At 69.8% G+C, this 19,489-nt stretch carries 14 protein-coding genes; 4 read left to right on the top strand and 10 right to left on the bottom strand.

Features of this window, described 5'->3' with window-relative positions; all coding sequences use genetic code 11:
- Window positions 1-20: 20 nt before the first annotated feature.
- Genes EV683_RS07085 through trkA form a run of 6 tightly spaced genes read right to left on the bottom strand, consistent with a single transcriptional unit; the run spans window position 21 to window position 8,228 of the window.
- Window positions 21-1,253 (bottom strand): 2-methylaconitate cis-trans isomerase PrpF family protein, encoded by a 1,233-nt coding sequence (locus tag EV683_RS07085; protein WP_131862313.1) that lies wholly within the window; start codon window positions 1,251-1,253, stop codon window positions 21-23.
- Window positions 1,250-2,482 carry a multifunctional CCA addition/repair protein gene (locus EV683_RS07080; protein WP_131862312.1) on the bottom strand — a complete coding sequence of 411 codons (1,233 nt, stop codon included), beginning with the start codon at window positions 2,480-2,482 and terminating at the stop codon, window positions 1,250-1,252. The genes EV683_RS07085 and EV683_RS07080 overlap by 4 nt, the downstream gene beginning before the upstream one ends.
- A complete protein-coding gene (locus EV683_RS07075) occupies window positions 2,482-3,429 on the bottom strand; it encodes a complex I NDUFA9 subunit family protein (protein ID WP_131862311.1) in 948 nt (315 codons plus the stop codon). Before EV683_RS07075 ends, EV683_RS07080 begins: the two co-directional genes overlap by 1 nt.
- A 26-nt stretch (window positions 3,430-3,455) precedes the next feature.
- Window positions 3,456-5,312, bottom strand: coding sequence for a lytic transglycosylase domain-containing protein (locus tag EV683_RS07070; RefSeq protein ID WP_131862310.1), 1,857 nt, complete (start codon window positions 5,310-5,312; stop codon window positions 3,456-3,458).
- 12 nt (window positions 5,313-5,324) lie between these two features.
- A complete protein-coding gene (locus EV683_RS07065) occupies window positions 5,325-6,839 on the bottom strand; it encodes a TrkH family potassium uptake protein (RefSeq protein WP_207910417.1) in 1,515 nt (504 codons plus the stop codon).
- Window positions 6,840-6,848: 9 nt separating this feature from the next.
- Window positions 6,849-8,228 carry a Trk system potassium transporter TrkA gene (gene trkA, locus EV683_RS07060; protein WP_131862309.1) on the bottom strand — a complete coding sequence of 460 codons (1,380 nt, stop codon included), beginning with the start codon at window positions 8,226-8,228 and terminating at the stop codon, window positions 6,849-6,851.
- 203 nt (window positions 8,229-8,431) lie between these two features.
- Between trkA and EV683_RS07055 the strand changes: the two genes are divergently transcribed.
- Together EV683_RS07055 and EV683_RS07050 are read left to right on the top strand one after the other, a co-directional pair.
- A complete protein-coding gene (locus EV683_RS07055; protein ID WP_131862308.1) occupies window positions 8,432-9,169 on the top strand; it encodes a glutathione peroxidase in 738 nt (245 codons plus the stop codon).
- 142 nt (window positions 9,170-9,311) lie between these two features.
- Complete coding sequence (locus tag EV683_RS07050; protein ID WP_131862307.1) at window positions 9,312-10,703, top strand: dihydrolipoyl dehydrogenase; 1,392 nt, start codon at window positions 9,312-9,314, stop codon at window positions 10,701-10,703.
- Window positions 10,704-10,771: 68 nt separating this feature from the next.
- On the opposite strand, the gene EV683_RS07045 is transcribed toward EV683_RS07050, so the two are convergent.
- From EV683_RS07045 to EV683_RS07035, 3 genes are read right to left on the bottom strand one after another with little or no spacing between them, the layout of a single operon-like run.
- Entirely contained in the window at window positions 10,772-12,091 is a 1,320-nt protein-coding gene (locus EV683_RS07045; protein ID WP_066609543.1) for an MFS transporter, read from the bottom strand.
- 47 nt (window positions 12,092-12,138) lie between these two features.
- Window positions 12,139-12,342, bottom strand: coding sequence for a cbb3-type cytochrome oxidase assembly protein CcoS (ccoS, locus tag EV683_RS07040; RefSeq protein ID WP_131862306.1), 204 nt, complete (start codon window positions 12,340-12,342; stop codon window positions 12,139-12,141).
- Window positions 12,343-12,360: 18 nt separating this feature from the next.
- Entirely contained in the window at window positions 12,361-14,847 is a 2,487-nt protein-coding gene (locus EV683_RS07035) for a heavy metal translocating P-type ATPase (protein ID WP_131862305.1), read from the bottom strand.
- 84 nt (window positions 14,848-14,931) lie between these two features.
- Between EV683_RS07035 and EV683_RS07030 the strand changes: the two genes are divergently transcribed.
- Entirely contained in the window at window positions 14,932-15,912 is a 981-nt protein-coding gene (locus EV683_RS07030) for an NAD(P)H-quinone oxidoreductase (RefSeq protein ID WP_131862304.1), read from the top strand.
- 81 nt (window positions 15,913-15,993) lie between these two features.
- Here the strand turns inward: EV683_RS07030 and EV683_RS07025 are convergent, their stop codons facing one another.
- Window positions 15,994-16,626 carry a YceH family protein gene (locus EV683_RS07025; protein ID WP_066609539.1) on the bottom strand — a complete coding sequence of 211 codons (633 nt, stop codon included), beginning with the start codon at window positions 16,624-16,626 and terminating at the stop codon, window positions 15,994-15,996.
- Between the two features lie 271 nt (window positions 16,627-16,897).
- Here EV683_RS07025 and katG point away from each other — a divergent pair, with 271 nt between their 5' ends.
- Window positions 16,898-19,093, top strand: coding sequence for a catalase/peroxidase HPI (gene katG / locus EV683_RS07020; protein ID WP_131862303.1), 2,196 nt, complete (start codon window positions 16,898-16,900; stop codon window positions 19,091-19,093).
- The last annotated feature ends 396 nt before the right edge of the window (window positions 19,094-19,489 follow it).

Genomic DNA, 19,489 nt, shown 5'->3' with positions numbered 1-19,489 from the left:
TTGGCGGTTGGCCGAGCCGTTTATTTGCCGTCGGGCTTGGGTCGGGATTTGGGCTTGCGCGCCGCCGGCTTGCGTTTGGGCTTGGCCGGTGCGGCTTCGGGCGCCGTGCCGGCGCCCGCCTCGGCGGCCTCGACGGCGGGGGGCGGCGCCGGTACGAACACTTCGCCGGCCATCAGCGGGCGCGCGGTGCGCGTCATCACCACCTCGGCGACGCGCCAGCCGCGGCCGTGGCGCTTGACGATGGCTTCGAGCGTCTGCGTGCCGCTGGCGTGGCTGAACGGCAGCGGTTTGCCGCGCCACGGTTGGCCGAGCATGTCGCTGACCACGGTGTCCTTCATCGCGGCGGCGGTCGCCAGCGCGATCGCGCCGGTGCCGGTGTAGGCGTGGTGCAGCTTGCCCATCGACACGATGCGCGCGTTCAGTTCGGTGCCCTCGACGCGCGCCGGACTGATGAAGCTGATCTTCGGCACCGCCGGGCGTTCGAAGGTCGCCTCGGCGACGGTCTTGGCCAGCCCCATCTTGACGGCGGCCTGCGCGCGCAGCGACTCGAGCTCGTCGAGACGCGCAAGGTCGAGTTCGGCGGCGGTCTCGAAGCCGCTCAGTTCGAGGTCGGCGGCGCGCACAAACACGGTCGGGTTGCCGGCGTCGATCAGCGTCGCCTCGACCTTGCGGCCGTCGGGCAGCTTCAGCGTGTCCTTGGGCGAGCCCGACGGGAACAGCTTGCCGGCGACGCCGCCGGCCGGGTCGAGAAAGCGCAGCGTGATCGGCGCGGCCGGGAAGGCGACGCCGTCGACGCGAAAGTCGCCGGTCAGCACCGGTTCGCCGTCCTTGACCGCGAGTTCGGCGACGATCTTCTTGGCGGTGTTGGCCTGCCAGATGCGGATCTCGGCGGCGCCGTCGGGCTTGCTGGCGAGTTTTTCCATCAGCGCGAACAGCGGCACGGCGGCGGTCAGGTTGCCGCAGCTGCCGGTCCAGTCGATCAGCGGCTCGCCGATCGCGACGTGGCCGAACAGGTAGTCGACGTCGCAGTCGGGCTGGCTCGACGGGCCGATGATGGCGACCTTGCTGGTGCTGGAGATGCCGGTGCCCAGGCCGTCGATCTGGCGGCCGTAGGGGTCGGGGCTGCCGATGGCGCGCATCAGGAGTTGCTGGACCAGCGCCGGGTCGTCGGGCAGGGCGTCGGCGCGAAAGAACAGGCCTTTGCTCGTGCCGCCGCGCATCAGGCTGGCTTTGAGACGGTAATAGTCGGTCATGAACGGGCCGGAAGGGGATGGGCGTTTTTGTAGTCGGTGAGCGCCGCGACACGCGCCGCGTCAACCGCCTTGGGGATGTCCTGGGGCGCGGCGCAGCCGCGCGCGATCGCACCGGCGTCGACGGCACGCGCGACGGCGAGCGCCGCGGCGAGCCAGTCGGCCTGCGGGTAGTCGCAGGCTTCGAAGCCGAGCCGGCCGCGCGCGTCGGCCAGGCAGGCGTCGAGCAGCATCGCGAAGCGTTCCGGGCGGCGCAGCGCGTCGCAGTCGCGGAACAGCTTCAGGAGCGTGTCGGGGCGCAATTCGCCGGCGCGGTGCACCAGCGTGTGGTATTGCGCGGTGATCAGCGCGAGGTCGCGGCAGTCGGCCGGCGCGCGCAGGCGCTCGCACAGCGCGAGGATAGGTGCCTTGCCGCGCGCTTCGTGGCCGATGTGGCGCGGCAGCACGTCGGGCGGCGTCAGCGCCTTGCCCAGGTCGTGCAGGAGCGCGGCGAAACGCACCGGCAGCGGCGCCTTGGCCGCCGCGGCGTAGTCGACCACGCGCATCACGTGGTCGCCGGTATCGATCTCGGGGTGGTAGTCGGCGCGCTGCGGCACGCCGAACAGCGCGTCGACTTCGGGCAGCACGCGCGCGAGCGCGCCGGCCTCGCGCAGCACGAGGAACATGCGCGACGGCGTGTCCTCCATCAGCCCCTTGGCGACTTCCTGCCAGACGCGTTCGGGCACCAGCGCGTCGACCTCGCCCGAGTCGACCATCTGGCGCATCAGCGCCATCGTCTCGGGCGCGACGGCAAAGCCGTAGCGCGCGGCGAAGCGCGCGACGCGCAGGATGCGCACCGGGTCCTCGGCGAAGGCGGGGCTGACGTGGCGCAGCACGCCGGCGGCGAGGTCGGCGCGGCCGCCGAAGGGGTCGGTGACGTTGCCGTGCTCATCCTCGGCCATCGCGTTGATGGTCAGGTCGCGGCGCGCGAGGTCGTCCTCGAGCGTCACGTCGGGCGCGGCGTGGAAGGTGAAGCCGTGGTAGCCGCGGCCGACCTTGCGCTCGGTGCGCGCCAGCGCGTACTCCTCGTGCGTTTCGGGGTGCAGGAAGACCGGAAAGTCGCGGCCGACCGGCCGGAAACCGGCCGCCAGCATCGATTCCGCGCTTTCGCCGACCACGACCCAGTCGCGGTCGGCGACGGGGCGCCCCAGCAGGCGGTCGCGCACCGCGCCGCCGACCACGTAGACCTGCATCAGCGGCCGGCCCCGGCGCGGTAGCGCGACAGCGTGGCGTTGAACTCGGCCTGGCTCAGGTAGCCGGGCGCGACGGTCTCGAGCGCGGCCGGCGCGAAGCCGAGCGCCTCGCTCGGGAAGGGCTGGCTGCTGACGTTGTCGATGGCGAGCGAGCGCACGTTGTCGCGGCTGATCAACGTCGGGCCCGGCAGCGCCTCCATCAGCGCCGCCTGCAGCATCGCGACGCCGGACGGCAGGCCGACCACGTGGCGGGGGTGGCCGGCGAGGACGTTGGCGTATTCGGCCAGCTCGCGCAGCGTGTAGGTCTTGGGTCCGGTCAGCTCGTAGCGTTGGCCGATGGTCGCGTCGCGCTCGAAGCAGGCGACCACCGCGCGTGCGACGTCGTCGGCCCAGACCGGTGCGAAGCGGGTGTCGGCGCCGGCCAGCGGCAGCAAGGGCAGCGCCCGGCCCAGGCAGGCGAACATGTTCAGGAAGCGGTCGCCGCGGCCGAACACGACCGACGGGCGCAGGATGGTCCAGTCCAGGCCGCTTTCCATCACCACCTTCTCGCCGCGGCCCTTGCTCTGCTGGTAGAGGCTGGGGCCCTTCTCGTCGGCGCCCAGCGCGCTGATGTGCACCAGGCGGCGGATGCCGTTGGCCTTCATCGCGTCGACGATCTTCCTGACCAGTTCGACGTGCGCGGCCTCGAAGCGGCGCGCGTCGCCGTGCAGGATGCCGACCATGCTGACCACCGCGTCGTGGCCGGCCAGGAGGCGGCCGAGCGCGGCGGCGTCGTTGACGTCGACCTCCTCGAGCTGCGTCTTGGGCAGCAGGATCAGTTCGGGTTTGTGGCGTTCGCGGCGGCGGCTCGGGATGGTCAGTTCGACGTCCTGTTCGACCAGGCGTTCGGCGATGTAGGTGCCGAGGAATCCGCTGCCGCCGACGAGGGCGATGCGCTGGAATTTCATGTCAACTCTCTTCTTGTCTTGAAAAATCAACGGGCGGCGATGGTGCCCAGGCGGGCCTTCAGCGACAGGTTGGCGTGACCGAAGCCGCTGGCGTAATAGGCGGCGTTGGCCATCACCTTCTGCACGTAGTCGCGCGTTTCGTTGAAGGGGATGGTCTCGGCGTACACCGCGCCTTCGAGCGGCACGCCGGCTTGCCAGGCGCGGGCGCGGCCCGGGCCGGCATTATACGCCGCGGTCGCGAGTACGGGTTGGCCGAGGGTGTCGAGCACGTGGCGCAGATACCAGGTGCCGAGCTGGATGTTGGTGTCGATGTCGTCCACCGAGAAGCTCGACAGGCCGACCTTGCCGGCGACCCAGCGCGCGGTGGCCGGCATCAGCTGCATCAGGCCGGAGGCGCCGACGTGCGAGCGCGCGACGTGGACGAAGCGGCTTTCCTGGCGGATCAGGCCGTAGATCCACGCCTCGTCGACGCCGAGCTGGCGCGCGTAGCGCTGCGTGACGTCGCGGTAGGGCGACAGGTAGCGCAGGCCGAAGTCGTGGTTGTCTCGGGTGCGCTCGGCGCTGAAGATCGCCATGTCGTAGAAGCCGGCGCGGCGCGCCAGCTCGGCCGCCGCCAGCAGCTCGGCGTCGCTGCGGCCGCGCATCGCCCAGCGCCATTCGCGGCGCGCGTCCTCGCGGATCTCGGCGACGCCGCGCGAGCTGGAGATGTCGAATAGTCGCAGCGCACGGCGGATGGCCGCCTCGTTCGACAGCCGGTCGATCTCGGCCTGCCCCGGCCGCGCGCCGTTCGTCGGCGCGTCGAGCACGTTGCCGAGTTCCTCGAGCGCGAGCAGCGAGTAGTACTGGTTGCCCTGGCTGGCGCGGACCAGCAGCGGGTTGGCCTCGCCGATCCGGCCCTGCGCCTTGAGCGCGCGCGCGCGCCAGTACTGCCAGCCGGGCTTGTTCTCCAGCTCGTCCGGCATCGCGCGCACGATGCGTTCCACACGCTGCCAGTCGCCCTGGCGCAGCGCGGCGCGCGCCCACCATTCCCACTGCTCGGTGGTCAACTGGCGGCGGTCGGCGCGCTCGAACCATTGCAGCGCGACCGCCGTGTTGAGCCGCTTGGCCGAGGCGAGCGCGAGCTGGCCCCAGACGAAGCCGGCGCGCGCGCTGCCGAGCGCGTCCTCGACGCCGGCCAGCTCGACCGCCGCGGCGTCGACGTTCTGTCGCGCCTTTTGCAACAGCCGGCCGACCGTCGCCTCGCGGCCGGCGTCGCTGTCGAGGTTGGCCGAGCCGGCGACCGGCAGGTTGGTCGCCAGCGCCAGCTCGCGCGCGGCGGTGGCGAAGTTGCCGGCCAAGAGCAGCCGGTGGCGCTGCAGCAGCCAGTCGCGGTCGACGAGCTGGCGGTTGCCGGCGGCGTAGATCAGCCGGTTGCAGCCCTCGGGCAGGCTGCGGCTTTGCAGGAAACGGTCGAAGTTGCCGGGCGTGCGGCCCTGGCGCAGCAGCATCAGCTCGCCCAGGCAGGTGCTTTCCTCGTCGCGGCCGGCCTCGGGCAGGCGCGACCATTCGTCGGCGAAACGCTCCCAGTCGCCGCGCTTGCCGAGGCGCTTGAGCCATTCGTTGCGGACGCGCTCGCTCAGCGCGCTGGCCGGCTCGACGGACAAAAAGCGCGCGACGGTCGCGTCGTCGTCGCGTTCGAGCGCGCGCCAGGCTTGCCAGTAGCGCGGGTAGACCGCGAGGGCGTCGTCGCGCATCGCCTGCGCGTAGGCGGCGAGCGCCGCGTCGTCCTTGCGGCGGAAGGCGTCGCGCGCGGCGACCAGGTCGTCGGCCGGCGCGGCCTCGGCGGCGACGCCCAGGCCCAGCAGCACGGCGGCCAGCAGGGGGCGGAAAAACAGCTTTGTCATTGTCATGTTGCCTTATTTGCGCCAGAAGGCCGGGGTGAACAGGATCAACAGGGTGAATATCTCGAGGCGGCCCAGCAACATCGCGAGGCTGCACACCCAGGTTTGGAAATCTGTCAGCGACTGATAGTTCGCCGCCGGACCCACCTGGCCGAGCCCGGGGCCGGCGTTGTTGATGCAGGCGACGATGGCCGAGAAGGCGGTCAGGAAGTCGAGGCCGCTGGCCAGGAGCACGAAGGTCAGCAGCACGACGCTCATGAAGTAGACGAAGATGAAGCCGAGCACCGAGAACACCAGCGTGTCCGGCACGCGCTGGCCGTTGGCCCGGAGCGGAATCACCGCGTTCGGGTGCAAGAGCTGCTGCATCTCGCGCTGGCTCTGGCGCGCCAGCGTCAGCGTGCGGAACATCTTGATGCCGCTGCCGGTCGAGCCGGAGCTGGCGGTGACGCACGACAGGAACAGGATCCACAGCGGCGCGAAGATCGGCCACTGGCCGTAGTCGACCGTCACGAAACCGCTGTCGGTGGCGATCGACACGAGGTTGAAGCTGACGTGCCGCAGCGCGGTCGGGAAGTCGTACACGCCCTCGATCGCCAGGTAGAAGCTCAGCATCAGGACGCTCGCGGTCAGCAGCAGCAGGATGGCCTTGGCTTCGGAGTCGCGCAAGTAGGCGCGCACCGAGCGCTGCTGCCAGGCGACGAAGTGGGTCGCGTAGTTCAGCGCCGCCAGCACCATGAAGCCGGTCATCACCATCTCGATCGCCGGCGAGTCGAAGTGGCCGACGCTGGCGTCGTGCGTGGACGCGCCACCGAGCGCGATGGTGGTGAAGGCGTGGCAGACGGCGTCGAACCATTCCATGCCGGCGATCTTGAGCGCGACCGCGCAGGCGACCGTCATGCCGCAGTAGACGTACCACAGGCTCTTGGCGGTGCTGTCGATGCGCGGCGCCAGCTTGTTGTCCTTGATCGGCCCGGGCATCTCGGCCTTGTAGAGCCGCATGCCGCCGATGCCGAGCATCGGCAGGATGGCGACCGCCAGCACGATGATGCCCATGCCGCCCAGCCAGCTCGAGAAGTGGCGCCAGAAGTTGAGGCTCCGGGGCAGCGTGTCCAGCCCGGTCATCACCGTCGCGCCGGTGGTCGACAGGCCCGACATCGCCTCGAAGAAGGCGTCGGTATAGCTCATCGCCGGGAAGTGGTACTGGAACGGCAGCGCGGCGATGCAGGTGAAGCCGAGCCAGACCAGCGCAACCAGCAAGAAGCCGTCGCGGGTGCGCAGTTCGCGCTGGTAGCGGAAGCTGATCGCCCACAGCGCCGCGCCCAGGGCGAGGCCGGTCAGCGCCGCCTGCAGGAAGTGCCGCGCGCTACCGTCGTCGTACCACAGCGACACCAGCGCCGGTACGGCCAGCAGCAAGGAAAACAGCATCGCCAAGCGGGCGAACACGTTGACGACCGGCAGCAGCTTGTTCGCGGTGACGTGGCGCGCGGTGTCGGGCCGCGGGGCGGTCGGGGAGAGGGTCCTGGGGAACATCCTGCGATTCTAGAAAAAGCCGAAGCTGGGTTGGATGAGTTTTTCGACCTCGCGGATCAGGCGCTTCTTGGCGACGAAGATGATCAGGTGGTCGCCGTCCTCGACGACGAGGTCGTGGTGTGCCATCTGCACCGTCTCGCCGCGCACGATGGCGCTGATGTGGCAGCCGGCCGGCATCGCGATCTGTTCGAGCCGGCGCCCGACGACCTTGGACGTCTTGCGGTCGCCGTGCACGACGATTTCCATCGCCTCGGCCGCGCCGCGCCGCAGCGAATGGACCTCGACCACGTCGCCGTGGCGGATGTAGGCGAGGATCTCGCTGATCGTCGTCAGGTGCGGCGAGACGACCACGTCGATGCGGTCGCCCTCGAGCAGGTCGACGTAGCTGCCGCGGTTGACCAGCGCGACGACGCGCTTGGCGCCGAGCTTCTTGGCCAGCAGACAGGACATGATGTTGTCTTCGTCGTCGTTGGTCAGCGCGCAGAACATGTCCATCTCGTCGACGTTCTCGTCCTCGAGCAGCTCCTCGTTGGTCGCCTCGCCTTGCAGCACCAGCGCGCCGGAAACCTGCTCGGCCAACCACTGGCAGCGCTCGGGCCGGCTCTCGATGATCTTGACCGCAAAGCGCGCCTCGAGCGCGCGCGCGAGCCGGTGGCCGATGTTGCCGCCGCCGGCGATCATCACCCGCCTGACCGGCTGCTCGCTCTTGCGCATCTCGCGCAGCACCAGCGCGACGTGCCGGCGCGGCGCGAGGAAGAACACCTCGTCGGCGTCGAGCACCACCGTGTCGCCGTCGGGGATCACCAGTTGCTCCTTGCGGTAGATCGCGCAGACGCGGCAATCGACGTCGCCCGGCAGGTCGTCGCGGATGTGCTTGAGCGCCTTGCCGACCAGCTGGCCGCCTTCGACGGCGCGCACCACCACCAGTTGCACGCGGCCGTCGGCGAAGTCGAGCACCCGCAGCGCGCCGGGGTAGTCGAACAGCTGCGACAGCTGGTGGGTGACCAGCTGCTCGGGGCAGATGCTCTGGTCGACGCCGAAGCGCGCCAGCGCGTCGTCGTCGCCGCCGAATTCGACGTAGTCGCTCGAACGCACGCGCGCGATGCAGGTCGGCACGTTGAACAGGTCGGACGCGAACTTGCTGGCGACCAGATTGGTTTCGTCGTTGCGCGTCAGCGCCAGCATCAGGTCGGTGTCCTCGGCGCCGGCGCGTTGCAGCACCGACGGATGCGCGGCGTTGCCGGCCACGGTGCGGATGTCGAGCCGGTCCTGCAGTTGCTTCAAGAGCTTGGCGTCGAGGTCGACGACGGTGATGTCGTTGTTCTCGGAGACCAGGTTTTCGGCCACCGTCGAGCCGACCTGACCGGCGCCGAGAATCAGGATCTTCATAGGGTGTTGTCATGCGCTGGGTGTGGTCCGCCATTCTAAAGCGCCACGCCGCATGCCGACAGACTTGATGTCCGTGTGTTGAAAAATCCTATTAAATCGATTTTGACAATAAATTAGACGAATTTGTCCTTGGCTATCAGAATCTCCGCATCGATTGAGATGTTTCTCGATCACCCATCCCAACCGACTGCAAGGAGAGCATCATGACCCAACTGCAAAGCCGTGAAGGCCAACGCGTCCCCAACGTCGTTTTTCCGGTCCGCGAAGGCAACGACTGGAAGCAACTGAGTACCGACGAGCTGTTCGCCGGCAAAACCGTGGTGGTGTTTTCCCTGCCGGGCGCCTTCACGCCGACCTGCTCGTCGACCCACCTGCCGCGCTACAACGAGCTGGCGCCGGCCTTCTTCGAGAACGGCGTCGACAGCATCCTGTGCGTGTCGGTCAACGACAGCTTCGTGATGAACGAATGGGCCAAGGACCAGGAAGCGCAGAACATCGTGATGGTGCCGGACGGCAACGGCGCGTTCACCGAGGGCATGGGCATGCTGGTCGACAAGGCCGACCTCGGCTTCGGCCGCCGCAGCTGGCGCTACTCGATGCTGGTCAGGGACGGCGTAGTCGAGAAGATGTTTATCGAGCCGCAGAAGGACGGCGACCCGTTCGAAGTGTCCGACGCCGACACCATGCTGGCCTACATCAACGAGCACGCCAAAAAGCCGGACCAGATCGTCGTGTTCAGCAAGGTCGGCTGCCCGCACTGCGCGCGCGCCAAGGCCGTGCTCGAGGGTCGGGGTCTGGACTATATCGAGCTGCCGCTCGACAACAAGGTCCGCGGCAAGGTGCTCGGCGCCGTGTCCGGCAGGATGACCGCGCCGCAGGTCTTCATCAACGGCGCGCTGATCGGCTCGGCCGACGACGTCGAGAGCTACTTCCAGCGCTAAGTGCCCGAACCCGGCGGCCCTGACCCGCCGGGCCCTTGCCGGGCCGGCTCGCCGGCCCGTTTTTTTTCGACCGCCGCCAGACGCGGGCGCCCCCCGCGAGGACGCCGCCGTCTGCCCGCGGCCCACCAGACAGGAGTCAAGCATGCGCAAGTTGAACGTGGATGTAGCCGTCATCGGCGCCGGCACCGCCGGCCTCGCCGCCTACCGCGCCGTCAAGGCGCACGGCCAATCGGCCGTCATCATCGAGGGCGGCGCCTACGGCACCACCTGCGCGCGCGTCGGCTGCATGCCGTCCAAGCTGTTGATCGCCGCCGCCGATGCCGCGTTTGATGCCCGCCACACCGCGCCGTTCGGCGTGTACGTCGACGGCGAGGTGCGCGTCGACGGCGTCGCGGTGATGGCGCGCGTGCGTCGCGAGCGCGACCGTTTCGTCGGCTTCGTCGTCAACGGCGTCGACGCGATCCCGGCCGACGACAAACTGGTCGGCCACGCGCGCTTCATCGACAACACCGTGCTCGAGGTCGGCGGCCACAGCGAGGTGCACGCGCGCCGCGTGGTCATCGCTACCGGCTCGAGCCCGAAGGTCCCGGCGCCGTTCCGCGCGCTCGGCGACCGGCTGATCGTCAACGACGACGTGTTCGCCTGGCACGATCTGCCAAAGCGCGTCGCGGTGTTCGGCCCGGGCGTGATCGGGCTGGAGCTCGGCCAGGCGCTGTCGCGGCTCGGCGTGCGGGTGCGCCTGTTCGGCAAGGGCGGCGCGGTCGGCCCGCTGACCGACCCGGCGGTGCGCGCCGCCGCCGCGGCGACCTTCGGCGCCGAGCTCGACTTCGACGCCGACGCGCGCGTGCTGGAAATGAAAAAAGACGGCGACGAGGCGGTGCTGCGCTACGTCGACCATGACGGGCGCGAGATCACCGAGCGCTTCGACTACGTGCTCGCCGCCACCGGCCGCGAGCCCAACGTCCACCACCTGGGGCTGGAGAACACCACGCTGGCACTCGACGCGAACGGCGTGCCGCTGTTCGACAAGGCGACCTTGCAGTGCGGCGCGAGCCCGGTGTTCATCGCCGGAGACGCGAACAACGTTCTGCCGCTGTTGCACGAGGCGGCCGACGAGGGCCGGACCGCCGGCGACAACGCCGCGCGCTACCCGGACGTGCGCCCCGGCCACCGTCGCGCGACGATCGCCGTGGTGTTCTCCGACCCGCAGATTGCGATGGTCGGCCAGCGCCATGTCGATCTCGCGCCGGGCAGCTTCGTCACCGGCGCGGTCAGCTTCGAGGACCAGGGCCGCAGCCGCGTGATGCTGAAGAACAAGGGCCTGATGCACGTCTACGCCGACAAGGCCACCGGCCGCTTCCTCGGCGCCGAATGGCTGGGGCCGCGCGCCGAGAACATCGCGCACACGCTGGCGTGGGCGGTGCAGATGGGGCTGACGGTCGACGAGATGCTGGCCATGCCGTTCTACCACCCGGTGGTCGAGGAGGGTGTGCGCACCGCGCTGCGCGACGCGGCGGCGAAGCTGGCCGGCTGACGCCCGACCTGAAAAAGGCTCGGCCAACCTTTGAGGGTTGGCCGAGCCTTTTTGCGTGCCGCGCGGCTTCAGCCGCGCCAGCCGCGGCGGCGCCACCAGCTGGCGCTCGCCTCGCGCAGGGTCGGCGAACCCGCCGTCAGATGCCACAGCGCGGCCACGTTGGCCAGCGCGACGGCGAGGAACAGGATGGCGATATTGTCGAACAGCGCCAAGAGCACCGCGCTGGCGACCGCCGAGCCGACCATGTAGCAGCCGTTCAGGATGTTGTTGGCGGCGATCGCCTGCGAGCGGAAGTGCTCCGGCGCCGCCGTCTGCAGCCAGGTGTAGAGCGGCACGGTGAAGAAGCCGCCGAAGAAGCCCAACAGCGCGATGTCGGCCAGCGCTCGCCAGTGGCGCGGCTGGGCGAGGAAGTCGGCCAGCCCCACGAGCGCGTGGCCGTTGCGCGCGAACGCCGACAGCGCGAGGTCGGCGCCGAACACCGTCATGCCGGCGCCGCCGACCAGCACCAGGCCGAGCTCGAGCTTGCCGCGCGACAGCTTGGCGCAGGCGATCGAGCCGGCGCCGATGCCGACCGAGAACAGCGCGAGGCCCAGCGTGTAGACGGTCGCGTCGCCGCCCAGGTGCAGCCGCGTGAAGGTCGGCAACTGCGTGGTGTAGACCGCGCCGAGCAGCCAGAACCACGAGATGCCGAGCATCGCCGAGCGTACCTCGCGCTGCGCCCACGCCGCCTTCATCAGCCCGACCGAGTCGCGCCAGACGTTGAATGACAGCGCGAGGCCCGGGTTGGTCGCCGGCGCCGGCGGTATCGCGCGGCTGGCGAGGTAGCCGAGCGCGGCGGTCGCGAAGGTCGCGCCGGCCATCAGCCACGGGCCGCCGTCGACCATCAGGCTGCCGCCGATCTGGCCGAGCAGGATCGCGAGGAAGGTGCCCATCTCGATCAGGCCGTTGCCGCCGACCAGCTCGTGCGCGGGCAGGTGCTGCGGCAGCACCGAGTACTTGAGCGGGCCGAAGAAGGTCGAATGCACGCCCATCAGGAACAGCGACGACAAGAGCAGCGGCGCCGAATGCAGGAAGAAGCCGGCGCCGGCCAGCACCATGATGGCGATCTCGACCAGCTTGACCGCCCGCGCCAGCCCCGCCTTGTCGACGCGCTCCGACAGCTTGCCGGCGGTGGCCGAGAACAGGAAGAACGGCAGGATGAAGACGCCGGCGGCGAGGTTGACCAGTTGCTCGGGCGGCAGGCCGCCGACGGCGAGGCCGTGGTAGCTGATCAGCACCACGATCGCGGTCTTGAGCAGGTTGTCGTTGAAGGCGCCGAGGAACTGCGTCGAAAAGAGCGGGAAAAAGCGGCGCTGGCCGAAGAAGCCGAAGCTGGTGTTGGCGTTCATGCAGGGTCCGGTGGGTGGGGTTGGCCGAGGCGCGCACCCGGTGCGCTTCAGTCGGTTTTCTGGGTGGCGTCGCGGTCCGCTTCGTCGGCGGCGTTCAGGTCGCCGGTGTGCTTCTCGTCGTCCATCAGGATACGGTGGCCGGGGCCCTCGAGGTCGTCGAACTGGCCCGAGCGCGTCGCCCACCAGAACAGGGCGCCGATCACGAAGACGAGCACGATGCTCATCGGGATCAACAGGTACAGGCTTTCCATCAGGGTATCCGGGGTCGGTTAAGCGCCGGTGACGGCGGTCTTGGCGTCGCAGGCGGGCGAGGGGGCGTCGGCCGGCGCGCGCCGGCGCACCAGGCGCAACGCGTTGCCGACCACCAGCAAGGAGCTCATCGCCATGCCGAGGCTGGCGAGCCACGGCGTCACGAAACCGGCCATCGCCAGCGGCAGCGCGACGAGGTTGTAGCCGGCGGCCCAGACGAGGTTCTGGCGGATCACCGCCAGCGTCTTCTTCGCCAGCGACAGCGCCGCCGGCAGCGCCGCGAGCGCGTCGTTGAGCAGCACCATGTCGCCCGAGGCGCGCGCGACGTCGGTGCCGCCGCCCATCGCCAGCGACACGTCGGCGCGCGCCAGCACCGGCGCGTCGTTGACGCCGTCGCCGACCATCAGCACGCGCCGGCCTTGCGCCTGCAGCGCACCGACGTAGGCGAGCTTGTCCTCGGGCGTGGCGCGCGCGCGGTGGCGGTCGACGCCGAGCGCGGTGGCCAGCGCGGCGACCGCGCCGTCGGCGTCGCCGCTCAACAGGTGCACCGTCTTGCCGTCGCGTTGCAGCGCGGCGACCAGCGCGGCGGCGTCCTCGCGCGGCGCGTCGGCCAGCGCGAACAGCGCCTGCCAGCCGGCGTCGCCGCCCAGCGCGATCACCGTCGCGCCGTGCTGCCAGTTCGCAAAACCGGCCGGCAGCGCGCCGGCCAGCCCGGCGACGAAGTCGACGCGGCCGAGCCGCCAGCGCGCGCCGGCGATCACGCCCTCGACGCCCTGGCCGGGCAGGTTGACGAGCTCGGCCAACGTTGGCCGGGGCGCGTCGCACGGCGCGGCCAAGAGAGCGCGCGCGATCGGGTGTTCGGAGCCGGCCTCGAGCGCCTGCGCGACCGCCAGCTGCGCGTCGGCGTCGCCGGCGAAGGCGTGGCGGGCGACGAGGCGCGGCGCGCCGTGGGTCAGCGTGCCGGTCTTGTCGAACACTACGGTATCGACGCGCGCGAGCGTCTCGATCGCGTGGCCGCGCGTGGTCAGCACGCCGAGCGTCGCGAGGTGGCCGGTGGCGGCGGTCAGCGCCGCCGGCGTCGCCAGCGACAGCGCGCACGGGCAGGACACCACCAGCACGGCGACGGTCACCCACAGCGCGCGCTCGGCGTCGGTCGGCAGCCAGACGAGGTAGGTCGCCACCGCGGCGACCAGCAGCGCGGCGACGAACCACGCGGCGAAGCGGTCGGCCAGCTGCGCGAGGCGCGGCTTGTCGGCCAGCGCCTTGTCGAGCAGCCGCACGATGGACGACAGCCGCGTGTCGGCGCCGGTCTGCGTGACCTCGACGTACAAGGGGCTGGCGGTGTTGACGCTGCCGGCGATCACCGTGTCGCGCGCGCGCTTGTCGATCGGCCGGCTCTCGCCGGTCAGCAGCGACTCGTCGAGTGCGCTCGCACCGTCGAGCACCACGCCGTCGGCCGGCACGGTCTCGCCCGGCTTGACCAGCAGCACGTCGCCGACGGCGAGCTCGGCGACCGGCGCCTCGTGCGCGTCGCGCGCGGCGGGCCAGCCGGGCACGCGGTGCGCGAAGGCCGGCAGCAGCTTGACGAGGCTGTCGGTCGCCTCGCCGGCGCGGCGCCGCGCGATGCCCTCCAGGTAGCGGCCGCCGAGCAGCAGGAAGACGAACATCGACACCGAATCGAAGTAGATGCCGTGGTCGATATGGTTGAACAGCGCCCAGCTGCTGGCGGCGAAGGCGACCACGACGCCGATCGCGACCGGCACGTCCATGCCGAGCCGTCGGGCCTTCAGGTCGCGCCAACTGCCCTTGTAGAACGGCAGCGCCGAATAAAGCACCACCGGCAGCGTCAGCGCGAAGCTCGCCCAGTGCAGCAGCCACAGGAATTCCGGGTCGATCTCGCCGGCCGGCGCCATGTAGACCGGCACCGCGTACATCATCACCTGCATCATCGACAGGCCGGCGACCCACAGCCGGTTCAGCGCGCCCTTGCGCTCCTTCTGCGCCAGCGCCTCGGAACGGGCGGCGTCGTAGGGGTGGGCGCGGTAGCCGATCGCGGCGACCGCCTCGAGGATGGCCGACAGTTTCACGCGCGCGTCGTCCCAGCGCACGCGCGCGCGGTGGGTGCTGTAGTTGATGTCGACCGAGACGACGCCGGGCAGGCGCTTGAGCTGCCGCTCGTTCAGCCACACGCAGGCGGCGCAGGTGATGCCCTCGAGGATCAGCGCGGCCTCGCGCAGCGAGCCGTCCTCGACCCTGACGAAGCTCTTTTGCAGCGCCTCGTTGTCGTACAGGCGGATCTGCTCGACGAGCTCCGGCGGCAGCGGCTCGGCGCGGCGCGCCTCCTCGGTGCGGTGCGCGTAGTAGTCGGCGAGGCCCGCGTCGACGATGGTCTGCGCGACCGCCTGGCAGCCGGCGCAGCAGGCGCGTTCGGTGCGTTCGCGGTAGCGGATGGGGAAGTCGGCGTGCGCGGGAACCGGCAGGCCGCAGTGGAAACAGGGGTCGCTCATGGCGTGGTATTGTAATCCAAACCCCCGCGCCGCGTGCCGGCGCGGGGGCTGTCCTTGTTTCAGCTCAAATCGAACGGAGTCGCCATGCTTGCCATCGTCCAGCGCGCCCCGGGCGGGGTCGACACCCTTGCCGTCGGCGAAGTCCCGCTGCCCGAACCCGGGCCGGGCCAGCTGCGCGTCAGGGTGCGCGCCGCCGGCGTCAACCGCGCCGACCTCGTGCAGCGCGAAGGGCGCTACCCGCCGCCGCCGGGCGTGACCGCCATCCTCGGCCTCGAGGTCGCCGGCGAGGTCGACGCCGCGCCGGCGGGCAGCCGCTTCGCCGTCGGCGACGCGGTGTTCGGTCTCGTCGCCGGCGGCGGCTATGCCGAATACGCGCTGCTCGACGAGGCGCTGGCGGTCGAAAAGCCCGCCGCGCTCGACTGGGCGACGGCGGCGAGCCTGCCCGAGGCGTGGATGACCGCGTGGCTGAACCTCGTCGAAGTCGGCCGCCTCAAGGCCGGCGAAACGCTGCTGGTGCACGCCGGCGCCAGCGGCGTCGGCGCGGCGGCGATCCAGCTGGCGAATCTGCTCGGCGCGCACGCGCTGGCCAGCGCCGGCTCGCCGGCCAAGCTCGCCTTCTGCCGCCAGATGGGCGCGCGCGACGCGTTCGACTACCGCGCGCTGCCGTCTTTCGCCGCCTGGGTCAGGGAGCGCGGCGGCGCCGACGTGGTGCTCGACCCGGTTGGTGCCAGCCACCTCGCCGACAATGTCGCCGCGCTCAGGCCGGACGGGCGGCTGGTGCTGATCGGCGTGATGGGCGGCGCCAGGGGCGAGCTCAACCTCGGTCAGGTGCTGGTCAAGCGCCTGTCGCTGATCGGCTCGACGCTGCGCAGCCAGCCGCTCGAGGTCAAGGCGGACTTGGCCGAGGCGCTGCGCACGCGGGTGTTGCCGGCCTTGCTCGACGGCCGCCTCAGGCCGACGCTGGACGCCGTGTTTGCTATCGCCGACGTGAGGGCGGCGCACGAGTACATGGCGGCGAACAGGAACCTGGGCAAGGTCGTGCTGAGCGGCTTCGACCCGACCTAGAAAACGGTTCGGCGCCGTGGGTCAGGCCGGCAAAAGGCCGCGGACGGTCGCCGGTGTCTTGACCGCGTTCAACGTGGCGGCTCAGTCGCCCGACTGCGCCTCGAGCGCCGCCAGTCGGGCTTTGAGCGCGGCGACCTCGGCCTCGAGCGCGGCGACGCGGCCGGCGAGTCCGGTGTCGCCATCTGTGCCCGCGAGCGGTGCGGTTGCAGCCGGCTCCCCGCACAGACAATGCATCCAGCGCGCCTCGCGTTCGCCGGGCTGGCGCTCGAGCTTGGCGACCAGCGGCGGGTATTTGTCGGCCAGCGCGTTCAGCGCGGTCTCGACTTCGTCGACGCCGCTGAACGGGTAGACGCGACCGGCGCGACTCTTGATCTCCGCCGAGGTCTGCGCGCCGCGCAACAACAGCAGCGCCAGGGCCGCCAGGCCCGCGCCCTCCAGCCGCCATTCCCAGCCGAGCCGATGCTCGTACTTGGCCACCCGGCTGCCCGCCGGCAGCCGTTCGGCGACCAGCCGGGCGGCGATCAGCGCGTCGAGCGCGGCGCTGACGCGGCTTTCGGTCAGCGTCATCACCGGTTCTCGGCTGGTCAGCTGGTTGCAGGCGCCAAGCAGCGCGTTCAGCGTCAAAGGATAGGCGTCCGGCGTCAGCGCCTGCTTCTCGATGAGCGCGCCGAGCACGCGTACCTCGACCGGGTCAAACTGGTATCGATCGTCCATCGCCTTGCCTTTCTTCGTGGTCCTGATGATTGCGCCGATGATCGCACCGAGCGCCGCTGATGGCCAACGTGACCGCTTCCGGACGCGTGTTTTCACCCGACGATTCCAGCTCCGGTGCGCGCGCGGGCCTGGGGCGGAGTCGGGCAGTCAGGCACGGCTGCCCCAGCCGTGTAGGCTATAAAAACCATTAGTAAAATTTATTTGTTCGATCGGCAGCCGGACACCAAACTGGATCGAGCAGTGTGGGTGTAAACAGCCAGAGGATAAAACCATGTCAAACGAAGCAAAATGCCCGTTTTCGGGCGGCGCCGGCATGCACACATTGGCAGGCGCTCCCTCGAATGCAGACTGGTGGCCGAATCAGCTCAACCTGAAAATCCTGCACCAGCATTCCCAGCTGTCCAACCCGATGGGCGAGGCGTTCGACTACGCCAAGGAATTCAAGACTCTCGATCTGGACGCCGTGATCAAGGACCTGCACGCGCTGATGACGGATTCGCAAGACTGGTGGCCTGCCGACTACGGCCACTACGGACCGCTGTTCATCCGCATGGCCTGGCATGCAGCGGGTACCTACCGCGTCGGCGACGGGCGCGGCGGCGCGGGCACAGGTAACCAGCGTTTCGCGCCGCTCAACAGCTGGCCCGACAACGGCAACCTCGACAAGGCGCGCCGGCTGCTGTGGCCGATCAAGCAGAAGTATGGCCGCAAGCTGTCCTGGGCCGACCTGATGATCCTTGCCGGCAACGTCGCGTTGGAGTCGATGGGTTTCAAGACCTTCGGTTTTGGCGGTGGCCGCCCGGACATCTGGGAGCCGGAGGAGGACATCTACTGGGGGCCCGAGGCCGAGTGGCTCGGCGACAAGCGTTACACCGGCGACCGTGAGCTCGAAAACCCCCTTGCCGCGGTGCAGATGGGCCTGATCTACGTGAATCCGGAAGGCCCGAACGGCAATCCTGACCCGCTCGCCTCGGCGCGCGACATCCGCGAAACCTTCGCCCGCATGGCGATGAACGACGAGGAAACCGTCGCCCTGACCGCCGGCGGCCATACCTTCGGCAAGGCGCACGGTGCCGGCGATCCGGCCAACGTCGGTCCCGAGCCCGAGGGCGCCGACATCGAGGAACAGGGGCTGGGCTGGAAGAACAGCCTGGGCAGCGGCAAGGGCGAGTACACGATCACCAGCGGCATCGAGGGCGCCTGGACACCCACGCCGACCCAGTGGGACAACAGTTACTTCGAGACGCTGTTCGGCTACGAGTGGGAACTGACCAAGAGCCCGGCCGGTGCTCACCAGTGGAAGCCCAAGGACCCCGCCGCGGCGAGCGCCGTGCCCGACGCACACAATCCGGCCAAGCGCCACGCCCCGATGATGACCACGGCCGACATGGCGATGCGTATGGACCCGGTTTACGAGAAGATCTCGCGCCACTTCATGGCCAACCCGGATGCGTTCGCCGATGCCTTCGCCCGCGCCTGGTTCAAGCTGACGCACCGCGACATGGGGCCACGCGCCCGCTATCTGGGCAAGCTCGTGCCGAAGGAGGAACTGATCTGGCAGGATCCGATCCCCGCCGTGGACCACGCGCTGGTCGACGGGCAGGACATCGCCGCGCTGAAGGCCAAGATCCTTGCGTCCGGCCTGTCCATTTCTCAGCTGGTGTCGACGGCCTGGGCATCGGCGTCGACCTTCCGCGGCAGCGACATGCGCGGCGGCGCCAACGGCGCGCGCATCCGCCTTGCCCCGCAGAAGGACTGGGAAGTCAACCAGCCGGCCGAGCTGGCGAAGACGCTGGCGACGCTGGAAGCCATCCAGAAGGACTTCAACGCCTCGGCTGCCGGCGGCAAGAAGGTCTCGCTCGCCGACCTGATCGTGTTGGGTGGCTGCGCTGCCGTCGAAGCCGCCGCGAAGAAGGCCGGCCACGACGTGACCGTGCCATTCGTGCCGGGCCGCATGGACGCCTCGCAGGCGCAGACCGATGTGGTGTCGTTCTCCGTGCTGGAGCCGAAGGCCGACGGTTTCCGCAACTACGCCCGCAAGGGCTTGGAAGGCGCGGCGGCGGAACTGCTGATCGACAAGGCGCAGTTGCTGACCCTGACCGCGCCCGAGATGACGGTGCTGATCGGCGGTCTGCGCGTGCTAAATGCCAACTTCGATCAGTCCCGGCACGGGGTGTTCACCCAGCGGCCGGAAGTTTTGAGCAACGACTTTTTCGTGAACCTGCTCGACATGGGGACGAAGTGGCAGCGCTCCGCCGGCGACGAGAACGTGCTCGAAGGACGCGACCGGGCGACGGGCGACCTCAAGTGGACGGGGACCGTCGTCGATCTCGTCTTCGGGTCGAATTCCCAGTTGCGGGCCTTGGCCGAAGTCTATGCGTGTAGCGACGCGCAAGCGAAGTTCGTCAACGACTTCGTGGCAGCCTGGAGCAAGGTGATGAATCTCGATCGCTTCGACCTGGCGTGACAGGGGCTCGGCGGGCAAGGGGCTTGCCCTGAACGGCCCCGGGCTGGCTCCTGGTGTGGTTCGGAGTCAGACTCGGGGCCGGTTCGCGTCTGCCGTGCGCCGTCTCGTCGCGGCCGGCTCTGGGGCGAGCCGGGCGGGTGAGTGCGCGGCTCCCTCCGTCAGCGGTCTTGCCGCCAAGGCGCCGTCTGCCCAAGGCCGGTGGGGAGCCCCTGCAAGATTTTTGGTTCTTCACGGAATAATGGGAACGTGAGGTAAAAGCCGGATGTGAGAACGGCGGTGCAAGGTAAGCTGTTTGTGCGACCTGACCTGCCCCCAGGATTAGGGCCAAGACCTACTTGGTAAAGTCGGTTAAAAATTTCTGCTCCTGCTCCGCTTGTTCCCTCATGCGGAAGCCTG

Source organism: Crenobacter luteus (assembly GCF_004345725.1).
GTDB classification, from domain to species: Bacteria; Pseudomonadota; Gammaproteobacteria; order Burkholderiales; family Chromobacteriaceae; genus Crenobacter; species Crenobacter luteus.
This window is presented reverse-complemented; position numbering and strand designations above follow the sequence as displayed.

Excerpts from the sequence above, each read along its gene's own strand:
- EV683_RS07035 (WP_131862305.1), bottom strand. The coding sequence starts at position 14,847 with ATGAGCGACCCCTGTTTCCACTGCGGCCTGCCGGTTCCCGCGCACGCC.
- EV683_RS07085 (WP_131862313.1), bottom strand. The coding sequence starts at position 1,253 with ATGACCGACTATTACCGTCTCAAAGCCAGCCTGATGCGCGGCGGCACG.
- katG (WP_131862303.1), top strand. The coding sequence starts at position 16,898 with ATGTCAAACGAAGCAAAATGCCCGTTTTCGGGCGGCGCCGGCATGCAC.
- EV683_RS07075 (WP_131862311.1), bottom strand. The coding sequence starts at position 3,429 with ATGAAATTCCAGCGCATCGCCCTCGTCGGCGGCAGCGGATTCCTCGGC.
- EV683_RS07080 (WP_131862312.1), bottom strand. The coding sequence starts at position 2,482 with ATGCAGGTCTACGTGGTCGGCGGCGCGGTGCGCGACCGCCTGCTGGGG.
- trkA (WP_131862309.1), bottom strand. The coding sequence starts at position 8,228 with ATGAAGATCCTGATTCTCGGCGCCGGTCAGGTCGGCTCGACGGTGGCC.
- EV683_RS07025 (WP_066609539.1), bottom strand. The coding sequence starts at position 16,626 with ATGGACGATCGATACCAGTTTGACCCGGTCGAGGTACGCGTGCTCGGC.
- EV683_RS07070 (WP_131862310.1), bottom strand. The coding sequence starts at position 5,312 with ATGACAAAGCTGTTTTTCCGCCCCCTGCTGGCCGCCGTGCTGCTGGGC.
- EV683_RS07065 (WP_207910417.1), bottom strand. The coding sequence starts at position 6,839 with ATGTTCCCCAGGACCCTCTCCCCGACCGCCCCGCGGCCCGACACCGCG.
- EV683_RS07045 (WP_066609543.1), bottom strand. The coding sequence starts at position 12,091 with ATGAACGCCAACACCAGCTTCGGCTTCTTCGGCCAGCGCCGCTTTTTC.
- EV683_RS07030 (WP_131862304.1), top strand. The coding sequence starts at position 14,932 with ATGCTTGCCATCGTCCAGCGCGCCCCGGGCGGGGTCGACACCCTTGCC.
- EV683_RS07055 (WP_131862308.1), top strand. The coding sequence starts at position 8,432 with ATGACCCAACTGCAAAGCCGTGAAGGCCAACGCGTCCCCAACGTCGTT.
- ccoS (WP_131862306.1), bottom strand. The coding sequence starts at position 12,342 with ATGGAAAGCCTGTACCTGTTGATCCCGATGAGCATCGTGCTCGTCTTC.
- EV683_RS07050 (WP_131862307.1), top strand. The coding sequence starts at position 9,312 with ATGCGCAAGTTGAACGTGGATGTAGCCGTCATCGGCGCCGGCACCGCC.